The organism is Paraburkholderia gardini (assembly GCF_907164575.1).
GTDB lineage: Bacteria > Pseudomonadota > Gammaproteobacteria > Burkholderiales > Burkholderiaceae > Paraburkholderia > Paraburkholderia gardini.
The window spans coordinates 17,066-33,305 of record NZ_CAJQYY010000043.1; the positions used below are offsets into that span (position 1 = coordinate 17,066).

Annotated in this window: 15 protein-coding genes; 9 read left to right on the forward strand and 6 right to left on the reverse strand. The window is 61.3% G+C overall.

Features of this window, described 5'->3' with window-relative positions:
* The first annotated feature begins 164 nt into the window (after positions 1 to 164).
* Positions 165 to 1,235, forward strand: coding sequence for a zinc-binding metallopeptidase family protein (locus LPA34_RS25575; RefSeq protein WP_228983671.1), 1,071 nt, complete (start codon positions 165 to 167; stop codon positions 1,233 to 1,235).
* An 82-nt stretch (positions 1,236 to 1,317) separates the two neighbouring features.
* Here LPA34_RS25575 and phaP read toward each other — a convergent pair whose 3' ends face one another.
* Positions 1,318 to 1,728: a phasin family protein gene (gene phaP / locus LPA34_RS25580; RefSeq protein WP_228983672.1), complete on the reverse strand. Its 411-nt coding sequence runs from the start codon at positions 1,726 to 1,728 to the stop codon at positions 1,318 to 1,320.
* A gap of 315 nt (positions 1,729 to 2,043) precedes the next feature.
* Between phaP and LPA34_RS25585 the strand changes: the two genes are divergently transcribed.
* A complete protein-coding gene (locus tag LPA34_RS25585) occupies positions 2,044 to 3,474 on the forward strand; it encodes a cytochrome P450 (RefSeq protein ID WP_228983673.1) in 1,431 nt (476 codons plus the stop codon).
* Between the two features lie 28 nt (positions 3,475 to 3,502).
* Here the strand turns inward: LPA34_RS25585 and LPA34_RS25590 are convergent, their stop codons facing one another.
* A complete protein-coding gene (locus LPA34_RS25590) occupies positions 3,503 to 4,039 on the reverse strand; it encodes a carboxymuconolactone decarboxylase family protein (protein WP_228983674.1) in 537 nt (178 codons plus the stop codon).
* Positions 4,040 to 4,260: 221 nt separating this feature from the next.
* Positions 4,261 to 4,572, reverse strand: coding sequence for a hypothetical protein (locus tag LPA34_RS25595; protein ID WP_228983676.1), 312 nt, complete (start codon positions 4,570 to 4,572; stop codon positions 4,261 to 4,263).
* Positions 4,573 to 4,845: 273 nt separating this feature from the next.
* Here LPA34_RS25595 and LPA34_RS25600 point away from each other — a divergent pair, with 273 nt between their 5' ends.
* The gene (locus tag LPA34_RS25600; RefSeq protein WP_228983678.1) at positions 4,846 to 5,469 is read left to right on the forward strand and encodes an ABC transporter ATP-binding protein; all 624 of its coding nucleotides are present in this window, start codon (positions 4,846 to 4,848) and stop codon (positions 5,467 to 5,469) included.
* 36 nt (positions 5,470 to 5,505) lie between these two features.
* On the opposite strand, the gene cynR is transcribed toward LPA34_RS25600, so the two are convergent.
* Positions 5,506 to 6,417 carry a transcriptional regulator CynR gene (gene cynR, locus LPA34_RS25605; RefSeq protein ID WP_228983680.1) on the reverse strand — a complete coding sequence of 304 codons (912 nt, stop codon included), beginning with the start codon at positions 6,415 to 6,417 and terminating at the stop codon, positions 5,506 to 5,508.
* 54 nt (positions 6,418 to 6,471) lie between these two features.
* Between cynR and LPA34_RS25610 the strand changes: the two genes are divergently transcribed.
* Positions 6,472 to 6,738, forward strand: coding sequence for a hypothetical protein (locus LPA34_RS25610; RefSeq protein WP_228983683.1), 267 nt, complete (start codon positions 6,472 to 6,474; stop codon positions 6,736 to 6,738).
* A 15-nt stretch (positions 6,739 to 6,753) separates the two neighbouring features.
* Here LPA34_RS25610 and LPA34_RS25615 read toward each other — a convergent pair whose 3' ends face one another.
* Entirely contained in the window at positions 6,754 to 7,812 is a 1,059-nt protein-coding gene (locus LPA34_RS25615) for a LacI family DNA-binding transcriptional regulator (RefSeq protein ID WP_228983685.1), read from the reverse strand.
* A 201-nt stretch (positions 7,813 to 8,013) separates the two neighbouring features.
* Between LPA34_RS25615 and LPA34_RS25620 the strand changes: the two genes are divergently transcribed.
* Genes LPA34_RS25620 through LPA34_RS25640 form a run of 5 tightly spaced genes read left to right on the forward strand, consistent with a single transcriptional unit; the run spans position 8,014 to position 14,157 of the window.
* Positions 8,014 to 9,036, forward strand: a complete 1,023-nt coding sequence (locus LPA34_RS25620) for a TRAP transporter substrate-binding protein (protein WP_228983687.1) — start codon at positions 8,014 to 8,016, stop codon at positions 9,034 to 9,036.
* 40 nt (positions 9,037 to 9,076) lie between these two features.
* The gene (locus LPA34_RS25625; protein ID WP_228983688.1) at positions 9,077 to 10,960 is read left to right on the forward strand and encodes a TRAP transporter large permease; all 1,884 of its coding nucleotides are present in this window, start codon (positions 9,077 to 9,079) and stop codon (positions 10,958 to 10,960) included.
* 25 nt (positions 10,961 to 10,985) lie between these two features.
* Positions 10,986 to 11,525 carry a VOC family protein gene (locus tag LPA34_RS25630; protein WP_228983689.1) on the forward strand — a complete coding sequence of 180 codons (540 nt, stop codon included), beginning with the start codon at positions 10,986 to 10,988 and terminating at the stop codon, positions 11,523 to 11,525.
* The gene (locus LPA34_RS25635) at positions 11,522 to 12,808 is read left to right on the forward strand and encodes a ribulose-bisphosphate carboxylase large subunit family protein (protein ID WP_228983690.1); all 1,287 of its coding nucleotides are present in this window, start codon (positions 11,522 to 11,524) and stop codon (positions 12,806 to 12,808) included. Before LPA34_RS25630 ends, LPA34_RS25635 begins: the two co-directional genes overlap by 4 nt.
* Positions 12,805 to 14,157 (forward strand): four-carbon acid sugar kinase family protein, encoded by a 1,353-nt coding sequence (locus LPA34_RS25640; RefSeq protein ID WP_228983691.1) that lies wholly within the window; start codon positions 12,805 to 12,807, stop codon positions 14,155 to 14,157. The genes LPA34_RS25635 and LPA34_RS25640 overlap by 4 nt, the downstream gene beginning before the upstream one ends.
* 192 nt (positions 14,158 to 14,349) lie before the next feature.
* Here the strand turns inward: LPA34_RS25640 and LPA34_RS25645 are convergent, their stop codons facing one another.
* On the reverse strand, positions 14,350 to 15,720 hold the full coding sequence (locus LPA34_RS25645; protein ID WP_228983693.1) for an MFS transporter: 1,371 nt from the start codon (positions 15,718 to 15,720) through the stop codon (positions 14,350 to 14,352).
* Positions 15,721 to 16,240 lie beyond the last annotated feature (520 nt).

Sequence of the window (16,240 nt, forward strand, 5' to 3'; positions counted from 1 at the left end):
GCGCATTTGCACGTTACGCACCAAAGCAGCGCAGCGCTCATGCCCCATCATGCACATAATGCGTGAGAAAGAAATGTTCGGCGACACGTCGCGGCACGGAGATTGCGTCGAATGGCGCGTTCTGGTTTACCGCTCCGTCTTCCATTCCTCTGCCGTAAAAGCATATGAAAACCTTTCATTGCAACCGATGCTCGCAGTTCGTGTTCTTCGAGAACGTGCTGTGCGAGCGCTGCAACGCGTTGCTCGGTTACGTGCCCGAACTGACCGAAATCAGCGCCTTCGAAGATGCCGGCGACGGCCAGTGGCGCAGCCTGCATCCGCGCGCCGGGCGCACGTTATACCGCCAGTGCCACAACTTCGCGGTCGAGAAAGTCTGCAACTGGATGATCCCGGCCGGTTCCCCCGATACGCTGTGCGCCGCCTGCCAGCTCACCCATACCATTCCCGACCTGAGCGCGCCGGACAACCGGCTGTACTGGTTTCGCCTCGAAACCGCCAAGCGGCGGCTGCTGTACACGCTGGCGTCACTGGGGCTCACGGTCGAATCGCGGCAAAGCAACCCTGATCATGGCCTCGCGTTCGAATTTCTCGAAGATGGCGGCGACGGCAAGCGGGTCATGACGGGCCACGACAACGGCCTGATCACGCTGAATATCGCCGAAGCCGACGACGCCCATCGCGAGCGGGTGCGCAGTGCGATGGGCGAGCCGTATCGCACGCTGCTTGGGCATTTCCGGCATGAGAGCGGGCATTACTTCTTCGATCGCCTGATCGAAGGCACCCGATGGGTCGAACCATATCGCGAGCTGTTCGGCGACGAGCGGGCCGACTACGGCGAAGCGCTCGGCGCCTACTATCGGAACGGGCCGCCCGCCGACTGGAGCAACGCGTATATCAGCGCGTACGCCACCATGCATCCATGGGAGGACTGGTCCGAGACGTGGGGGCACTATCTGCTGATCGTCGATGCGCTGGATACGGCCGCTTCGTACGGCCTTGCGCTGCTGCCCGACAGCCCCGACGAACCGACACTCAAGGACACCACGCCCGTCGAGGATGCAAGCTTCGATAACCTCGTGAAGCGCTGGTTTCCGCTGACGAACGTGCTGAACAGCCTGAACCGGAGTGTGGGCGTGGCGGACGGCTATCCGTTCGCGCTGGCGACGCCCGTCATCGACAAACTGCGCTTTGTGCATCGCGTGATTGCATCGCACGTGGCTAACCACGCGTCGTAAGCGGTACATGCAAGAAAGGCCGCGACAGTCAGACTGTCGCGGCCTTTCTCCGTGTGACCCGCGCGATGACGGATGCGCGCGATTACTTCTTCTGTTGCATCAACGTCCTGAGTTCCTCGACGTTTTCCTCGACACGCTTCTGGATTACCGCATACGACTCCGCCTGCGACTGATAGGCGGCCTGCGCAAGCTGCTGCATGCTCGCGAGCGCCTTATGCAGCGTCTGCTGCACAAGTTCGGCTGACTGCGGCGATGCGGCACCGCCCGCGGAAGCCAGCGCCTGCAATTCGCCCAGCGTCGTGCGCAGCATTTCGCCCTGCTTCTGCGCGAGCGACTGCATGCCCTGAAACGCTGTCTGGTTGGCTGCGACGAGCGCCTCGACGTCCTTGCGCCGCGCTTCCATGATGGCGGGCACGTCGAAGCCGGGCAGCTTGAACTGCTCGAGCATTTTGGTGAATTCGCCAAACGGATTGGCGGCGTCGAATTTTTCCATGCTGGATCCCTCCCAGGACGTGTGAACATACAGCCGGTGCGCGGACATTGAACCGACCCGCCCGCGCCTAACGGCCGACCTTTGACATGACATGGCGCGCCACTTCGATATCGCTGTACCTGCCGGGTAACGGCGATATGTCCGCGGCCACGTCCTGGGATCATGCGCTTTCTGCCTGCATTGCGCCAGCACACGTTCGCCGCGCGCCGGCACGCGGTGTTCCGAAGACCATCGGCAATCGTGGTTCAATGTTCTATTCTCTTTAACTGGAGCGATGCGCCCGATACGCAGGCGCCGCCATGAGAGGGCTACAACATGGATGTGGATGCAGCGACGGGTCACACGACCCGCATGCGGCAGATCGCCGATCTGCCTTGCCCGAAGGGCCTGCCGTTGATCGGCAACCTGCATCAGCTCGCGCCTGCGAAGCTCCATCTGATCCTGGAGCGCTGGGCCGAAGAGTTTGGCACGCCGTTCAGATTCCAGATAGCCGGAATGCCCGTTACCGTCTGGACCGATACCGAGCTTTGCCAGACCATCATGCGCGAGCGGCCGCACCGCTATCGCCGGTATGCGACGCTCGAATCGGTGCTGGAGGAAATCGGCTGCAATGGCCTTTTTTCCGCCGAAGGCGCCGCATGGGAGCCGCAACGGCGGCTCGTCATGCAGGCGCTGTCGATTCCGCATATCAAGGCGTTCTACCCGACGCTGGCCGCGATCACCGAACGCCTGCGCGTGCGCTGGGCCCGCGCGGCTGAGCAGGGCAGCGTCGTCGAGATGACGGAAGACCTGAAGCGCTACACGGTGGACGTGACAAGCGCGCTCGCGTTCGGCGAAGACCCGCATACGATCGAAAAAAACCGCGGCGTGATCCAGGAGCACCTCGCGCTGATCTTCCCGATGCTGATGACGCGCATCAACGCGCCCTTTCCGTACTGGCGTTACATACGCCTGCCGCGCGACCGGCGCGTGGACCGCGCACTGGTCGAGGTGCATCGCTATGTCCGTCAGATGATGGAACGCGCGCGCGCCCATATGCGCGACGACCCGTCGGAAACGCCGCGGCATCTGCTCGAAGCGATGCTGATGATGCGCGACCAGCCCGACTCCGGCATCACCGACGACCAGGTCGCCGCCAACGTACTCACGTTGCTGCTCGCGGGCGAAGACACCACCGCCAATTCGATTGCATGGGCGCTGCTTTACCTCGCCGACGACAAGCCGCTGCAACAGCGCATGGCCGGTGAAGCCCGCGCGGCGCTGGGCGCATCGCCCATCTGTCCGGACTACGGCGCGTTGAAGTCGCTGGATCTGTTCGAAGCGGTATGTACCGAGGCAAGCCGCCTGAAACCCGTGGCCGCGATCAATTCGTTCGAGCCGCTGGAAGACGTGTGCCTGCAGGATGTGTCGCTGCCAGCGGGTAGCAAACACTTCTTTCTGAACCGGCCCGCGATGCTCGATGCACGCAATTTCGCCGAGCCGCTGAAGTTCGACCCGGATCGCTGGCTGCGTCAGCGCGATGCCGCGCACGGCGCGCATGAAATGCGCGCGTATCTGCAGTTTGGCGCGGGGCCGCGTGTGTGTCCCGGACGGCATCTGGCCAGCGTCGAAATGCGGCTCGTGCTGTCGATGCTGATGGCGAATTTCACGGTCGACCTCGCGGTCGACCCGGACACCATCGAGGAAATCTCCGCGTTCACGATGGTGCCCAGTTCGATGCCGGTGAGGCTCGCCGTGCGGCCTTGACGGTTGCGACCGTTGTGCCGTTACGCCGTTATGCGACGGCCGGGAAATCGAGCGTCGTGTCGTTCACGCGGTTCACGAGGTTCGTGAAGGTGATCGATGCGACAGCCAGACAGATTTCGATGACCTGGCGCTCGCTGTAGCCTGCGTCGCGCACGGCGTCGAGTTCAGCGGCCGGCACCGTGCCGCGCGTATCCACCAGCGTGCGAACGAAGCGCACCAGCGCGTCGCGCCTTGCGTCGCCGGTTGCATCGCCGGCACGGACCTGCTTCATCGCTTCCTGCGAAAGCCCTGCAAACTTGCCCATCAGGGTGTGCGCGGCAATACAGTAATCACAACCCGCTACTTCGCTGACAGCGAGCTTGATGGTTTCGATGTCGGCCTTTTCGAGGCTGCCATGCGAGATGACAGCGTCGACAGCAAGCATCGCGCCAAGACCTTCGGGGCTATGCGTACCGATCGTGGCGTACGCGTTCGGCACCTTGCCGGCGGCCTTCCTGATGGCAGCGAACAGGTCGGCGGTAGCACCGGTTGCTTCGGCGGGGTTGAGAGTGGAAAGACGGGACATGATCGACTCCTTGAGTGTTGGGTTTCATCTGCTAGCCATGTCGTATGGCATGGGAGTCAGTTTAGGCAGATGAAGTGAGTTTACTAATGCTTCAACACATCAATTTCATGCTCAATCGTCTCACACCACTCAAAATCGAATTGACCCCGTCATTTCGGCTGGATCGAAAAAACCGGCGCGGCGTCGCCCGTCGAGGAGCGGGCCGCGCCGGCTTGCGCGCTTCATTTCACGCGTCGTCGCGCCTTGAGCCACGACGCCAGCGCAATCAGTAACGCGCCTGAAAGAACAATGAAAAGTCGATGCCGGGGGTCGAACGTATCGGTCATTCTCCACTCGAAGAGACCGTGACCGATGCCCCACAACAGCACCAGCGTGCCGGCGAAATCGATCAACGTGATCCATACGGGGGTTTGGGCATCGCGAGCGCCCAGAGCCTTGACATGTCGCATCAACCTGAACGGAAGCACACACAGAAAACACACCAGACCGATGAGTAGAAAGGATGCAAGGGCCAGCTTGATGAGCAGCAACATGACGTTGGGGATGTCCAGAACGAACGACTGATTAAGGGTCGGCCCATTCTAGCGGAACAGACTGCGCTGCGCGCTCATCGGCTTCAGCGGGTTCAGCCAGTGTGCTGCGCACCACGCCTTCGGGCGTGGTGCCGGAGAATCAGGATTGCATTCGCGCGACTGTTACACTCGCGCGGATACGGCCCGCCACAAAAAACACGCGCCGCTCCAGTGCGAATCGCAACGGACGTCAGTCGCGCACCGCAAATTTCCGTCTGACAGACATCGCAACTCATGCTTCGATTCGAAAACCTCTGCAAGCGCTACGATGAGCGCATCCTCTTTCAGGGGCTGCATTTCAGCGCCGGCTCAGGATGCATCGCGCTGGATGATGAAAGCGGTAGTGGCAAGTCGACGTTACTGGGCATCCTCGCCGGCACGATCCAGGCCGACAGGGGCGAAGTCTGGATCGGCGGCCATTCCATGCGCGACTCACCCGTCGAGGCGAGATCCGCAATCGCCTGTATCCCCGAAGACTGCATGACGTATCCGGATCAAACCGGGCACGCCTATCTTGAGGGCATTGCTTCGACGCGCAAGACGGCGCTCACCGTCCACGCACTCGAACTCGCCGGTCGCTTTGGCCTGACGACACATCTCGACAAGCGCTTCGAGCAGATGTCGTTTGGCACGCGGAAGAAAATGTTCCTGACGGCGGCCGCTTTGGGCGACGTAAAAGTCGTCATCGCGGATGAGCCCGTCGGAGGACTCGATGCCGCCGCGCGTGCTGTGCTGATCGATCTCTTCAAGACGCTGTCGCAAAGCCGCACGGTTTTCTTCTCAAGTTACGACGTGGATTTTTCCCGTGCCTGCGAAGCAAGAACGATCAGCTTCGCGGCACTTGGGAAGAACGCCTGAGGCCGGCCACGCGAAAGCGTGAGCAGATCGATGAACTCAGCTCGCCGTGGTTAGCGAAGACAGGGCGCCCGTCTCCAGCAACGCCTTGAGCGTGGCGGAAAAGGCGGTGGCGGTCGCGGTCTGGTAAGCGCCTTTGCGCCGAAGCAGCGCCACGGTTCGCGAGGGAAATTTCGGCTCGATCGTCACGTATTTCAGATCGCGATGCTCATATTGAAGCGCGCCGGGCAGGAGCGTCGCGACCTTGCCTCTGCGTACGATCTTCAATAACGCACTGATCGAATTCGCCTGCATCACCACGTTCGGTTTGAATCCGTGCGACTCGAAGTAGCTGTCGACGAAAAAGCGCGACACGAACTGTCCGCTGAGCAACGCCAGCGGAAGTGTCGCAAGCTTTCGGCCTGTAATGGGCGAACGTTGTTGCGCGACGGGATGATCGTTGCTCACGACCAGCGTTATCTGCTCCTGGAACAGCGCTTCCGATTCGATATCGTCCGAGCGGATGTCCGTAAATCCGATCGCCAGATCGATGCGGTCATCGCTCAAACCGCCTTCGATGGCCTCCTGCGACATTTCCGCCATCTCGATCGTGATGCCTGGATACGACGCATGAAAACGCTCGATCACGGGCGTCACCAGATATTCAGTGAACGTTGGCGTGAACGCGAGCCGCAAATGGCCTCGCGACAGATCGCGCACATCGTGCAACGCACGCTGCCCGGCTTCGAGGTCCAGCAGTGCGCGGCGCGCGAATTCGATGTAGGCGCTTCCGAAGTCGGTCAGTTGAACCACGCGGCCACTGCGATCAAACAGCTGGCCGCCGATCTCGCTCTCCAGCTGGCGTATCTGCTGCGACAGCGCGGGCTGCGAAATATGCAGGCTGTCGGCCGCGCGCGTGAAATTGCGATGTTCGGCGACCGCAAGCAGATAGCGGATATGACGGAGTATCACGCGCGTCCTATAAGTTTTACTTATTGACGTGATTCTAAACCGGTCTTGGACTCTATGGGCGCGTACGACCACAATGAGCCAAAACCAATGGGATTTCGTATGCAACTACTTATCGTCGCCTTGATTACCGCGCTGTCTTTTGGCGCGATGACAACGTATCTGATTGCACAGCTTCTTTCTGATGACGTCATGTTGAAAAGTGCGCGCCACGGTCGCTACGCGTATCTCGGCGAAGACGACGGAGAAGCGACGCCGTGGTCGAGCCAACGTCAAACGGGTCAGACGGTCGTGTCGACGCGGCACGTTGGCGACGCCCGGTAGGCAAACCACGATCCGCTACGGCAAATTCTCGCGCAGCACGATACTGAAATGAATGGGCTTGACGCCGTTCGCGGTGTCGCGTCCTTCGCGCACGTTATTGAAAATCCTGAGACAGTTGCCAACGATCGCCTGAGGCGTCTGGGTAATAAGCGCGTCCATGGTTCCATCGATTAAAAGTGCGCGCGTATCGGGCGTCAGCCCGTGTCCGATGAACAGAATCTTCTGCTCGGGCCGGGCTTCCACGATCGCCCTCGCCACGCCCTCAGAGCCGCCACCGCTGTTGTAGATTCCCGCCAGATCGGGATGCTGCGCGAGCAGATTGCGCGTCTGATCGTAATTGCGCTCGCTGTCGTCATGCCCTTCCCTGAGTCCCAGCACGCGTACGTTCGGAAACGAAGATTCAATCAGGTGAAGGAAGCCGATCTCCCGCTCCTCATGCCCGCGGTAATTCAGACTACCCGCCAGCATGGCGATCTTGCCGCTCGGACGCGGCCCTAAAAACCGGCCAAGCAACAGTGCAGCGGTACGTCCCGCCGACCGGTTATCGATACCGACATAAGCCAGCCTGCGAGCGTTCGACAGATCCGAAATCATCGTGATAGCGGGCACGCCTTGCGCAGCAAGCGTATCGACGGCATCGCGCACGAGCGGATGTTCCAGCGCCATGAACACCACGCCGTCCGCGCGCGGCCCATAGTACAGAAGACGATGGGCGAGCTCCGCCGGGTTGAAGCTTTCGACGTAATGCACCCGGCACTTCATGCCCTGAGCCGCCCATTGTGCCTGCGCAAATTCAATGTAGTCGCCCAGCATCCGCAGATAGGGATTCGTCCCGGCCGGCATCAGGAACACGATGCGCATCGGCTTGGCAGCCTCGCTGGCGGGCTTGTCCGTCTCGATCAGGTAACCCGCATTCGCGGCCGCCTGAAGCACGCGTTGCGCCGTCACGGGGCGCACACCGTCGCGGCCATTCAACACGCGATCGACGGTTGCCGTCGACACGCCGGCGGCCCCCGCGATATCGGCAATTCGCGCGCGCGCGTTGACAAGCGGACTCGATGACGCGTCTGACATAGGCGTTGAATGATCCTCAGAAACCATCAAAAACCATCATTTTGTGAGTTTGACAGCGATGGACGCCGTCCTTAGTCTTGCCGCAAGGGTAAGCTAGGTACCCATGAAAATTCAAGCCTGCACGACAAGAAACCATCGGGCTTGATGGGATTTGATGGGATCCGGGTTTACATCAAATATCAAATAATCGGAGACAACCGGATGACCCATCTCACCCGCCGCGCGCTGCTGCGCGCCGCAGTCGCCGCACCGCTCGCGGGCCTGGCCGGCACGTCACTCATCGCGCGCGCCGATGCGCCGCAATTCGTATTCAAGTACGGCAACAACCTGCCCCTGACGCACCCGCTGAACGTGCGCGCGCAAGAGGCCGCGAACCAGATTCGCGAAGCATCGAAGGGACGGATGGAGATCCGGATATTCCCGAACAATCAGCTGGGCGGCGACACCGACATGCTCGCGCAGGTGCGCAGCGGCGGCATCGAAATGTTCACGCCGTCCGCGCTGGTGGTGTCGACGCTCGCGCCGGTCGCGGCGATCAACGCCATCGGTTTCGCGTTCAAGGACTACGATCAGGTCTGGGCCGCGATGGACGGCAAGGTCGGCGCATACGTCCGCGCGGCGATGCAGAAAGCCGGCCTCGAATCGTTTCCGAAGATGTGGGACAACGGCTTTCGCGAGACGACGACAAGCACGCGTCCGATCACGACTGCGGCCGACATGCACAGCCTGAAGATTCGCGTGCCCGTGAGTCCGCTCAGCATCGACATGTTCAAGGGTCTCGGCGCCTCGCCCACGAGTTTGCAGTTCAGCGAGGTGTATTCGTCGCTGCAGACCCATATCGTCGATGCGCAGGAAAACCCGCTACCGATCGTCCAGGTCGCCAAACTGTACGAAGTCCAGAAGTATTGTTCGCTGACCAATCACATCTGGGACGGCTTCTGGTTCGTCCTGAACCAGCGTGCGTGGCAACGGCTTCCCAAAGACCTCCAGTCGATCGCATCGGATGCGTTCGATCAGGCGGCACTCAGGCAACGCGACGATGTGCGCAAGCTCAACGAAGCCGCCGTCGCCGATTTGCAGTCCAAAGGCCTCGCGATCAATCGCCCCGCGCCCGATACCTTCCGTGCAGCGCTGCGTCAGGCGAATTTCTACACTGAATGGAAAGGCAAGTTTGGCGATCAGGCATGGTCGCTTCTGGAGAGCTATACGGGCAAGCTGGCTTGACCATGCCCGGTTGCCCGCTATCCTGCCGGAGAAAAAAAACATGGCGAACCACGTTTTGACGGCCGGTTCCGCGTCCGCTGACGTACTGGCCAGCAGCCCGCGTCGCTGGCTGAAGCGCTTCGATCGCGCATTGATCGTGCTGGTCGAAGGGGTGTGCGCAATCCTGCTCGCGACCGAAGTGCTCGTGCTGTTCGCGGGTGTGATCTGCCGCTACGCGCTCCACCAGCCGCTAGTCTGGTCCGACGAGCTCGCCGGCATCCTGTTCCTCTGGCTGTCGATGTTCGGTGCCGTCCTCGCGCTGCGGCGCGGAGAGCATATGCGGATGACGGCGTTCGTCAGCCGTTTGTCACCGCAGGGGCGTGCGTTCGTGGACACGCTTGCGATCACCCTATCGGTGGCGGTGCTGGTCCTTGTGTTCGTTCCGGCGCTCGACTATGCGACGGGCGAAGCGGCCATCGTCACGCCTGCCCTGCAGATCAGCAATGCGTGGCGCGCGCTCGCGTTGCCCGTCGGCGCCGCACTCATGCTCCTCGTCGGACTGATCCGGCTGTTCGAGGTCAGCCGCATGCGCGACATCGCCATTGCACTGGGTGTCTGCGCCGTGGCCGCCGCGGGGATCGCGCTGGTCGCGCCTGCCCTGCTCGAACTCGGCAAAGCGAACCTGATCATTTTCTTTGTCGGCGTGGTGGCGATCGGTATTTTTTCCGGCGTGCCAATCTGCTTTTCGTTTGCGCTCGCAACCTTCGGTTATCTCGGTCTTACGACCTACACGCCGCTCGAAGTGATAGTCGGACGGATGGACGAAGGCATGTCGCACCTTGTCCTGCTCGCCGTGCCGCTGTTCGTTTTTCTGGGCCTGATGATCGAAATGGCCGGCCTCGCGCGAGCCATGATCCAGTTTCTCGCCAGCCTCGTCGGTCATGTTCATGGCGGGCTGTCTTACGTTCTGATCGGCACGATGTACCTTGTTTCAGGCATCTCCGGCTCGAAAGTCGCCGATATGGCCGCGATTGCTCCGGTCCTTTTTCCTGAAATGAAAAAGCGCGGCGCGAACGAAGGCGATCTTGTCGCCCTGCTGGCGACGGCGGGTGCCCAGACGGAAACGGTGCCCCCCAGCATCGTGCTGATCACGATCGGCTCGGTGACCGGCCTGTCCATCTCCGCGCTTTTCACGGCCGGCATGCTGCCTGCCATCGTGCTCGCAGTCACGCTGTGTTTCGTCGTGTGGATGCGCTACCGGAAAGAAGATCTGCGTCACGTGCAGCGCTTCAGCCGCCGTGAAATGGGGCGAATGTTTCTCGTCGCATTGCCGGCGCTCGCGTTGCCGTTCGTGATCCGCGCGGCTGTGGTCGAAGGGATCGCGACGGCAACCGAGGTATCGACGATCGGCATTGTCTACGCCATGGTCATAGGCGTATTCGTGTATCGCCAGTTCCAGTGGTCAAAACTTCCGCGCATGCTGGTCGATGCAGCCACGTTGTCGGGTGCGATCATTTTCATCATCGGCTGCGCGACGGCGATGGCGTGGGCGCTCACGCAGTCCGGATTCTCACAGGATCTCGCGGATCTGATGATGCATCTGCCCGGGGGCGCGTATGCATTCATGGCGTTATCGATTGTGGTGTTCATTCTGCTGGGTAGCGTGCTGGAAGGCATTCCCGCCATCGTATTGTTCGGCCCTCTTCTCTTTCCCATAGCGCGGCTCGCGGGTATCAACGAGATCCACTACGCGATCGTCGTCATTCTTTCGATGGGCGTCGGCCTCTTCTCGCCGCCCTTTGGCGTCGGCTACTACTCGGCCTGCGCGATCAGCAAGGTCAACCCCGATGCCGGCATGCGGCCGATCATCGGCTATATGGGCGCGTTGATTGCCGGCCTGATTCTGGTCGCCGCCGTGCCGTGGCTGTCGACCGGCTTTCTCTGAAGCCTTAATTCTCCGGAGTATTTTCATGAGTCGTTATTTTGGCGAGATTCGCCAGGCGGGCTATGTCGTGCGCGATATCGAAGCGGCGATGGATCACTGGAGCCGCGTGCTGGGCGTCGGTCCCTGGTTCTACAACGAGCGTGTGCCCATCGAAGACTATGTGTATCGCGGAAAGTCCTACGACGTACATAACTCGGTCGCGCTCGCCAATTCCGGGAGCCTCCAGGTCGAACTCATCCAGACGCGCAACGACGCGCCGTCCATGTATCGCGATTTCCTCGCCGCCGGCAACACCGGCTTGCAGCACAACGCTTACTGGACGACGAATTTCGATGCCGATCTCGAACGCCTGGAACGCCAGGGCTTCAAGGTGGCGATGAGCGGCAATGTCGGCAGGAACGGGCGCTTCGTGTACTTCGATACGGAAAGTCATCCGGGAACGGTGATCGAACTGTCGGAAATCGCCGGACCGAAGGGCAAACTGTTCGAACTGATTCATGCAGCGTCGCTCGACTGGGATGGACGTGATGCCGTGCGGCCTTTTCCTGAATTGAGCAGGCTATGAACGCAGCGCACGGGGATGACGGATTGATCGAGGCCGACTACCTGATCGAGACGCCGCTCGATCCTGCGCGCGTCGCCGAAATCATGGCGGGCGAGCAATCGAGCGGCACGTTTGTGCGTGTGGCAAATGAAACCGATGCACTACGCGCCCGCAGTCGTGCAGGCGTCACGCGCGTGGTCGAGCTCGGACCGGCGCACCGCCCGAGCCTGCCGAGCGCCGCGCTGGCCCGCCAGGGCGTGACGGGACCATGGCGCCGGGCGCAGGTCACGCTCGCTTTTCCGGTGGCGAACATCGGCGCCAATCTGCCGACGCTGGCCGCGACCGTCGCGGGCAATCTATACGACCTCGGTGAAGTCACGGGCATGCGATTGCTGGCAATCCGGCTTCCCGCTGCGTACCGGAAGCGTTTCGACCTGCCGGCACAGGGCATTGCCGGAACGCGGGCGTTGACGGGTGTGGCGAGCGGCGCGCTGACAGGAACCATCATCAAGCCCAATGTCGGCATGAGCGCGGACGAAACGGCGGGTCTGGTCAAGACCTTGTGCGAAGCGGGCGTCGACTTTATCAAGGATGACGAAGTCTGCGCGAACCCGGACCATGCGCCGCTGGACGAGCGTATCCGGGCGGTGATGAAGGAAGTGCGCGCGTATCGTGACCGTACCGGCCGCAACGTCATGGTCGCATTCAACATTACCGACGATCTCGACGCCATGCGCCGCCACGCCGATCTGGTTGAACGCGAAGGCGGCGGTTGTGTGATGGCGAGCGTCAACTGGTGCGGATTCTCGGCTATCCAGTCGTTGCGGCGAGCTACCCCGCTCGTTCTGCATGCGCATAGAAATGGGTTCGGCATGATGTCGCGCGATCCATCGCTCGGGATGTCATTCCAGGCGTATCAAACCTTGTGGCGGCTTGCGGGGGTCGACCATATGCACGTTCATGGTCTGAGCGGAAAATTCGCGCAGGCGGACCGCGAAGTCATCGACTCGGCCAGAGACTGCGCGACGCCACTCGCCGAAGGTGTCGACGATGCGGTGTTGCCCGCGTTTTCATCGGGACAATGGGCCGGAACCGTGCCTGCCACGTTCGACGCAATGGGTTCAGACGACCTCCTGTTCATGTCAGGCGGAGGCATTCTTGCGCATCCGGATGGTCCCGCTGCGGGCGTCCTGAGCGTGCGTCAGGCGTGGTCGGCGGTGCAGAACGGTGTGTCGCTCGAACGCTTTTCACACGACGCGCCCGAATTGCGGACCGCGCTCGAATTCTTCGGTGCGCGTGTATGAGTGACGGTCCGGCCTACGGCTTTTATGGCGACGACTTCACCGGCGCGACGGATACGCTTGCCCATCTCGCGCGCGCGGGCTTGAGAACGATGCTGTTTTTTCAGCCGCCGACCGATGCCCAGCTCGATGCCGCCGGCCCGCTCGACGCGATCGGCGTAGCCAGTGCCGCGCGCGCGATGGCGCCGCCGGCGATGAAACCGGCGCTGATGCGGGCAGGCGCCCGCTTCGCGGAACTGGGCGTGCGCATCCTGCATTACAAGGTCTGCTCCACGTTCGATAGCAGTCCGGCGCTTGGCAGCATCGGTGCAGCCGTGTCGACGCTGCGGGGATTCTTCCCGAATCCGCTTGTGCCTGTCATCGGTGGGCAGCCCGGACTGCAGCGCTATTGCGCATTCGGCAATCTGTTCGCCGCCGGTTCGTCGACGGGAGGTGGAGAAGCTCCGCCCGTCCTGCGGATCGATCGCCATCCGACGATGAGCCGTCATCCCGCGACGCCCATGCTGGAGGCCGACCTGCGACTTCATTTGCAGGATCAGGGGCTGCCCGGCATGGGCCTGATCGACTGGCGCCATTACACCTCGACGTCCGGCCGTCTCGACGCGCAGGTGAACGGGCACATCGAATCGGCTTGTCCGGCCGTGCTCTTCGACGTTCTGGACGACGCCCATCTCGCCCCGATCGGCCGCTTGCTGGCTGAACGATCGGCCGGTGTTCCCTTGCTCGCGGTGGGTCCCAGCAGTGTGGCGCAGGCGTGGACCATGGCGACGCGTAGCGCGGACAGCAGCGTACCCATTGCATCGCCGGCGGCGGCACTCCAGGTTCAGCGTTCGTCCGGTCCGGTGTTTGTATTCGCAGGCAGTCTTTCGCCCACGACGAGCAGGCAGATCGACGCCGCCCATTCGTATTCCAGGGTTGAGATCGATCCAGCCCAGGTGGACGCCGGTTCGCTCGACCGGTATCTCGACGACATTGTGACGCTGTTGCGAAGCGGAAAAAACGTCCTGACGTTTACCAGCCGGGCGTTCGATCAGACTTCGAACCGTCGCGACGACACGACTCGCGCGTGTGCGGCACTGGTGCGGCGCGTTGTTATGTCGATGACGTTAAGGCGAATCTGCATCGCGGGAGGCGACACTTCCAGCTTTGCGGTACAGGCACTCGGGGGATGGGGTTTGTCTTACATCGGCGCAATCGCGGAAGGCGTCGCGATGTGCCGGTTACATGCCGACGCCGAAGAACTGGATGGCATCGAGATCGCACTCAAAGGCGGTCAGATGGGCGGCATCGATTTCTTCGAACGTCTTCTCGACGAAAGCGCACGTCGAACGACAGATAAACCGAACCTGTGATCTGCCCCGGGATTTTCGGACCGAAGCGAACTGGAGATCATGGCATCCGAGGTCGGAGGCCGATCTCTTCACCAGCGTGCACAACAAGGCCAGGCTCGTGGGCCGCCGCGTCAACGCCACCAGGCGGGCGCGCTGAACCCGGCCTGACGACTTACCTCGGCGTATGGACGTACGCTGCGGCAAACGGGTTAATCATGCGGCCGGCCTGGCGTTCTCGCTATCGCCCATGGCCCGCGCATCGTCGTATTCGCGCGAGATGTCCTTGTTCGTGTGATCACCCAGCATCGATGCGGCGATCAGGCTGAGCACCGCACACGCCAGAACATAGACCGCGATGGCATAGCCCGAATGGTAGTAAGCGAATAGCGCGGTCGCAATCAGCGGTGCCGGGCCGCCGGCAATGACCGAAGCCAGCTGGTAGCCCATTGACGCACCGCTGTAACGCAGCCGTCCCGTGAAGGATTCAGCGATCAGGGCCGCCTGTGGACCGTACAACATCGAATGCGGTACCAGCGAGAGCACGATGGCGGCGAAGATCCACATCGGGTCCCGGGTGTCGACCATCGCAAAATAGAGGAAGCCGAATACGCCCACGACGGCGGCACCGATCATATACATCCGACGCCGCCCGATCAGATCGGACACGTGGCCAAAGAACGGGATGGTGAAGAATTCGAGCACCGAAGCCGCCAGCACCGCCATCAGCAACAGGTCGCGTGACACGCCCAGCGTCGTGACGCCATAGGTGAAGACGAACGCCGTGAAAATATAGAAAGGCGCCTGTTCGGCCATACGTGAAAAGGCCGAGAGAAGGATGTCTTTCGGCTGGCGGCGCAACACTTCGAGCATCGGCGTCTTCTCGATTCTGCGCTCAGCCAGGAGCCGCGCGAAGATCGGTGTCTCGAGAATATTCAGGCGGATGTAGAGGCCAATCGCGACCAGTATGATGCTGAGGAAGAACGGTACGCGCCAGCCCCACGTGAGGAAACCGCTGCCGGAGATCTGACTCATGGCCAGCACGGCCAGGTTGGCCAGGAATAGTCCCGCCGGCACCCCGAACTGCGGCCAGGAGGCGACGAAACCGCGATGCGCGTTCGTGCGCGCCCATTCCATCGACATCAGGACCGAGCCACCCCATTCGCCGCCGACACCCACCCCCTGGATGAAGCGCAGCACCGTAAGCACGACAGCGCCCCAGATGCCGATCGTCGCATAGGTCGGAACAAAGGCCACGGCAAACGTGGCGAGTCCCATCAGTAATAGCGTCACGATCAGCGTGGCCTTGCGGCCGATGCGATCGCCGTAGTGGCCGAAAATGGCGGCACCCACCGGTCTCGCTATGAAGCCGACGGCATAAATCAGAAAAGCCTGCAGTGTGCCGACGAGTGGGTCCGAACCGGGGAAATACAGCTTCGCGAAAACCAGGCCGGTCACAGTACTGTAGAGGAAGAAGTCGTACCACTCGATCGTGGTACCCACCGTGCTTGCGATGACGGCGCGGCGCAGCTGGCGCCGGGAGTCCTCATCGGAGAGGGGCAGCGCCCCTGATTGCGTGGCAGCCATTTGAGATCCCCCACAAAAAGGGCGACATTCTGATATAGACAATTTTCGCAATGCGTGGTTCCGGCGGCGGCAAGGTGCGGCTGGCAGAGAACGCGGCACGATGATTCGGACGTTGCGTCCAGACCGGCCGCCGATGCGGTTATCCGGCAACCAGTGGGTGCCGCGGCGCTTAGCTTACGGACTCTTTAGGAATCTCAAATAGAAGGCGGCAAACACCATGACAATGCCGATGTTCACTATCAGCCGTTCCCAGAATCGATTCTTAAAGAACAATAAATCTACGCTAACGACAACGGCTATCAACGTCACAATGCAAAGTGCGACAGACGTGTTCCTTGTCATTCCAATCACCAGTTCAAATATATGAAGAACTGATTACCTGTGCAGTTCGCGGATTTGTCTCCAGGAGTCCATTGAAGCACAAACAGGGCAAGAGCGGCGGTTGTCAACGTACTTGTCGCGTCACTTCACGCGAACTGCTTTAGTTCTGCCGGTTGCATGCGCTCCGGATTGAGCCAGA

Coding starts and splice junctions, on each gene's coding strand:
- LPA34_RS25575 (WP_228983671.1), top strand. CDS start 165: ATGAAAACCTTTCATTGCAACCGATGCTCGCAGTTCGTGTTCTTCGAG.
- phaP (WP_228983672.1), bottom strand. CDS start 1,728: ATGGAAAAATTCGACGCCGCCAATCCGTTTGGCGAATTCACCAAAATG.
- LPA34_RS25585 (WP_228983673.1), top strand. CDS start 2,044: ATGGATGTGGATGCAGCGACGGGTCACACGACCCGCATGCGGCAGATC.
- LPA34_RS25590 (WP_228983674.1), bottom strand. CDS start 4,039: ATGTCCCGTCTTTCCACTCTCAACCCCGCCGAAGCAACCGGTGCTACC.
- LPA34_RS25595 (WP_228983676.1), bottom strand. CDS start 4,572: ATGTTGCTGCTCATCAAGCTGGCCCTTGCATCCTTTCTACTCATCGGT.
- LPA34_RS25600 (WP_228983678.1), top strand. CDS start 4,846: ATGCTTCGATTCGAAAACCTCTGCAAGCGCTACGATGAGCGCATCCTC.
- LPA34_RS25610 (WP_228983683.1), top strand. CDS start 6,472: ATGGGCGCGTACGACCACAATGAGCCAAAACCAATGGGATTTCGTATG.
- LPA34_RS25615 (WP_228983685.1), bottom strand. CDS start 7,812: ATGTCAGACGCGTCATCGAGTCCGCTTGTCAACGCGCGCGCGCGAATT.
- LPA34_RS25620 (WP_228983687.1), top strand. CDS start 8,014: ATGACCCATCTCACCCGCCGCGCGCTGCTGCGCGCCGCAGTCGCCGCA.
- LPA34_RS25625 (WP_228983688.1), top strand. CDS start 9,077: ATGGCGAACCACGTTTTGACGGCCGGTTCCGCGTCCGCTGACGTACTG.
- LPA34_RS25630 (WP_228983689.1), top strand. CDS start 10,986: ATGAGTCGTTATTTTGGCGAGATTCGCCAGGCGGGCTATGTCGTGCGC.
- LPA34_RS25635 (WP_228983690.1), top strand. CDS start 11,522: ATGAACGCAGCGCACGGGGATGACGGATTGATCGAGGCCGACTACCTG.
- LPA34_RS25640 (WP_228983691.1), top strand. CDS start 12,805: ATGAGTGACGGTCCGGCCTACGGCTTTTATGGCGACGACTTCACCGGC.
- LPA34_RS25645 (WP_228983693.1), bottom strand. CDS start 15,720: ATGGCTGCCACGCAATCAGGGGCGCTGCCCCTCTCCGATGAGGACTCC.